The organism is Aequoribacter sp., assembly GCF_965659035.1.
Classification (GTDB): domain Bacteria; phylum Pseudomonadota; class Gammaproteobacteria; order Pseudomonadales; family Halieaceae; genus Aequoribacter.
The window spans coordinates 1-328 of record NZ_CBFHWH010000062.1 but is presented as its reverse complement, the minus strand read 5'-3'; the positions used below and the strand labels follow the sequence as shown (position 1 = coordinate 328).

Below are 328 nucleotides of genomic sequence, written 5' to 3'. Positions count from 1 at the left end.
GCAGAAACCTGGCAGTCGGTGGTCAATGTCAACTTGATGGGCGTGGTGAACGGCCTGTTGGCTTTTGTGCCGCGAATGATTCAACAGGGCTCGCGCGCCCACATCGTTAACACCGGGTCAGTCGCATCATTTATCTCCGGTGCTGGCTTAGGCTCATACACAGCAACCAAGATGGCAGTGCGCGGCATTACTGAAACGCTGCAACAAGAGCTGGCGGAGCAAGGTGCCAACATCGGTGTTTCTATTTTGTGCCCGGGCCCAGTAGACACCCCCATATTAGCTGGTTCTGGGTTGATCGCCGATAACCTAGAAAATGGCCCCGTCGACG

The 328-nt window shown here is 55.5% G+C and carries 1 protein-coding gene; it reads left to right on the top strand.

The annotated features are described in order from the left end of the window. The coding region (locus ACTF5Z_RS09000; RefSeq protein ID WP_438985343.1) for an SDR family NAD(P)-dependent oxidoreductase at nt 1–328 on the top strand (328 nt) is incomplete at both ends.